At 46.7% G+C, this 3,498-nt stretch carries 3 protein-coding genes; all 3 read left to right on the forward strand.

The genetic code is table 11. The features are described from left to right. The first annotated feature begins 585 nt into the window (after positions 1-585). The 3 genes from J4G02_21740 to J4G02_21750 all read left to right on the forward strand — a co-directional run bounded on the left by J4G02_21740 (position 586) and on the right by J4G02_21750 (position 3,348). Positions 586-1,536: a sigma-54-dependent Fis family transcriptional regulator gene (locus J4G02_21740; protein ID MCE2397141.1), complete on the forward strand. Its 951-nt coding sequence runs from the start codon at positions 586-588 to the stop codon at positions 1,534-1,536. Between the two features lie 251 nt (positions 1,537-1,787). Continuing rightward, complete coding sequence (locus tag J4G02_21745) at positions 1,788-2,321, forward strand: hypothetical protein (GenBank protein ID MCE2397142.1); 534 nt, start codon at positions 1,788-1,790, stop codon at positions 2,319-2,321. Between the two features lie 13 nt (positions 2,322-2,334). Further along, positions 2,335-3,348, forward strand: coding sequence for a PD40 domain-containing protein (locus J4G02_21750; protein ID MCE2397143.1), 1,014 nt, complete (start codon positions 2,335-2,337; stop codon positions 3,346-3,348). Positions 3,349-3,498: the final 150 nt, after the last annotated feature.

The following is a 3,498-nucleotide window of genomic DNA, read 5'->3' on the forward strand; positions in this document are numbered from 1 at the left end:
GGAGTGCTTCGTAAGATGCGACATGCGAACCCGGCATCGGGGTGTTCAGCACCGCTTCTGAATCTGCTTCCAAACGATTTGCCCCGATCCCCGTTAGCCCAACCACGCCGACTCGGTATCTCTTTTCTGCCATCGCTGATTCTCCTTATCCGTTTGTGTAGAGTACATCTTCTTTCATTATACGTAATCGGGAAATATTGGTCAATACAAAAACAGTTGTCAAAGTATAGAGACAATTTCTTGGCATTGAAATCGTCTTACATTGCACAAGCTGCTCAGTTTGTCTCTTGGCAGATATAATCGGAAACCATGGCAAAATCATCTCTCATTCATTTTTTTATAATTGTATGATTCGCCAAAAACCGAGATGAGTGTCCAAAATCACCCCAAAGTGGGTCAGACTGAAGACTTTCAGAATGGAATTCAACTCAATCTGTCAAACTATCAATAAAAAAAACTCCTCATCTAATTTATTTTTGATAGAGTTTAACTCTAGCGAATTTAGATTTGCACGCTGCTTACCTTTTATTGTACCCTTTAAGATATAGAACCGATTTTTCAACAAATAACAACAAGGACCATTCTATGCTCTTTGGCGACAGCGATGCAATGCAAAACATTCATACAACGATTTACCAACTCCGCAACAACGACATCACCTCGGTTTTAATTACGGGGGAAACCGGCGTCGGCAAGGAAGTGGTCGCACGAGCCATTCACCTTGGGGGACCACGGACATCACAACCATTTGTGCCGCTCAACTGTGGGGCGATTCCCCATGAACTGGCGGAATCTATCTTCTTTGGCGATATCCGTGGGGCGTTTACTAGTGCTATCGCGGATCAGACGGGCTACTTTGAACGTGCCAAAGGTGGGACACTGTTTCTCGACGAAATCGGTGACATGCCAATCGAAACCCAAGCCAAACTCCTGCGGGCACTGGACGAGCGTGTTATCACGCCAATCGGTGCAACAGAAAGCAAGAAGGTGGATATCCGGGTGATAGCAGCCACCAATGCGGACCTCAAGGCTAAGGTCGAGGCGGGGTTGTTCCGGTTAGATCTCTACTTTCGTTTAGCTGTAATGCTGATTGAGATTTCACCGTTACGCGAGCGAAAAGAGGATATTCTGCCCCTTGCCGAGTACATGTTGAGTGCGCTTGCGGCTCAGATGGAAGTGCCAACCCCAGAATTGACACCTAAAGCGGTGGCGGCTTTGGAGGGATACGGTCTCCCGGGCAATGTGCGTGAACTGAGGAACATCATTGAACATACGTTGATTGTAAGCGAAGGTGCAGCAATTCAACCCGAACACCTACATTTTCACTTTCCTCACGTTGATGTGTTTTCTTTTTCAAGAACAGAGACTGATGTAGCGAGTCCATTGTCATCCCCAGTTGAGTCGATGCTCGACGAGCAGGAGCAGATTCGGCGCGCCTTAGTGGCTAATGCGAGTGATATTACCAAGACCGCCCGGCAACTTGGGTTGAGCCGACAGGCTTTATACCGCCGATTGAAAAAATATGGAATTCGATGATTGATAATGCCAGAAGGTGTGTCCGATATTGTCCCGACATCTGTCTGTTATGTCCGGATTTCCGGACGATTTTGCTCGGAAGAACAAATAGCAAACCTCCTCTCAAACCTGCGCCACGCCTGAAGAGTCAGCATAATTTACTATGTTGGCACGGGTCTTGCCTTAAATAGGGTGAAGCCAAGTTATTAACACTGTGAAGGCTTGGTAAAAAGCGAACCATATTCACTCGTTTTAACAAACGGAGGTTCATTATGAAACGGACAAAGCAACATTCGAAGGTTATGCGTTTGGGAATAGTAGTTTTTGCGGCAGTTGGGGCATTGGTTATTACTGCTGGTGTTTTTGCTGGCGGGGACAATCAACCTCATGGGATTAATAGTCATGTTCATAGAAACGACACCGATAACGCAGGTGTTGAGTGGATTGTAGAAGTTGGTAAACTAGAATGGCATAGTGTTTCCACTTATTGCTGGCACAAAGTCTTTGCTAAAAATAATACTAGCGAGTCGATTACCGGCGAATGGGAGTGGAAACACCACGTCAGAAATGAAACCAACACTTGGAGTGAAACAGATAAGATTGTTACCAGTATCAACTTCCAATCAAACGGACAGGGCTCTCAAGAATTGACTAAGTCCGGGTGGACAAGTGTGGACCTGCCTAGTGCAGGAGGCACATTTGAAATCGATGCGTACACGCGAGTCGATTTGGTCAAGAATGGAACCAATATTACAGGCAATGCCGGTAAACGCAGCATAAAGTCTGTATGGTTTGATATAGATTAAAGGAGGTGCCACCTTGCGGATATTGTTTATAGTGGTCAGTCTTTGGCTGACCACTAGCACCCTTCATGCAAAAATCGTGTTTTATTCGAGGCGAGATGGGAATAGTGAAATCTACACGATGCGCTCGGATGGAAGTCACCAAATACGACTCACATTCAACGAGGGAATGGATATTTGGCCTACTTGGTCTCCTAACGGACAACAGATTGCATTCCATAGTTATCGACATGGCGAAACTAACCCCGATATTTATGTGATGGATGCCGATGGGCGCAATTTACGCAATCTAACCCGTCATCCTGCCTATGATGGACACCCACACTGGCGTCCCGACGGAAAACGGATCGCTTTTATGCGCGGCGAGGATATTGGTCGCCTCTATACGATGGACCTCGATGGCAATGACCTCCGGTTGGTAACAGAAGCGGACTTTATCGGTTCCCCTAAGTGGTCTCCTGATGGGAAACAGATTGCTTTTGAAGCGACCTTCGAGAATGAGAACGGGATTGAGGGCGGAATTTATGTGGCTAATGCCAATGGTACGAAACGATGGTTAGTGTCACAGCCGGTCGACCGGTCGTTCATACGTATGGGTGGGTGGTCGCCGGATGGAGAAAAGATTCTCTATACGGTAATTACGAAACCGCTTGCCGCTGGGGTCGCTCATGAGTATTCTATGGTTATTGCTACACTTCATCGGTCAAAACATGAAGTAATTGATTTTGAGCCGGTGGCGCTGCCCCCCGGTGCCCTATTGGTTGCACAAGGAACCGGGTGGGGAGCGGACGGAAAATCTATCCTGATAGGAGGGGCAATTGGGGTTTTTAATATTTACCGTTTTCGGTTAGATGACCGTCAATTGATACAGTTGACTGATAACCTCGCTAAAGATTTTGCAGCACGCGAATGGGATCCACGGTTACCAGTCTCGCCGCAGGGACTGGCTCCAACGCGTTGGGGAGAGATTAAGTCTAACTCGTACCATTACCGAGGGATTGGAGGCATCTCAATCGCTCCCATTCCTTAACCCTTTAAGAATGAGAGCAGACTCCTTAATAACAGCAACAAAGCCTCAGCCGTTTGATTCGGTCGGGGCTTTTTTTATGCGACAAAATGGCTTTGATTTTTCAGCGAAATTTGATACACTTGAGCAGGACTGAAGGATTTTTCTGATTAT

This window comes from Candidatus Poribacteria bacterium (assembly GCA_021295755.1).
In the GTDB taxonomy this organism is placed as follows: domain Bacteria; phylum Poribacteria; class WGA-4E; order WGA-4E; family PCPOR2b; genus PCPOR2b.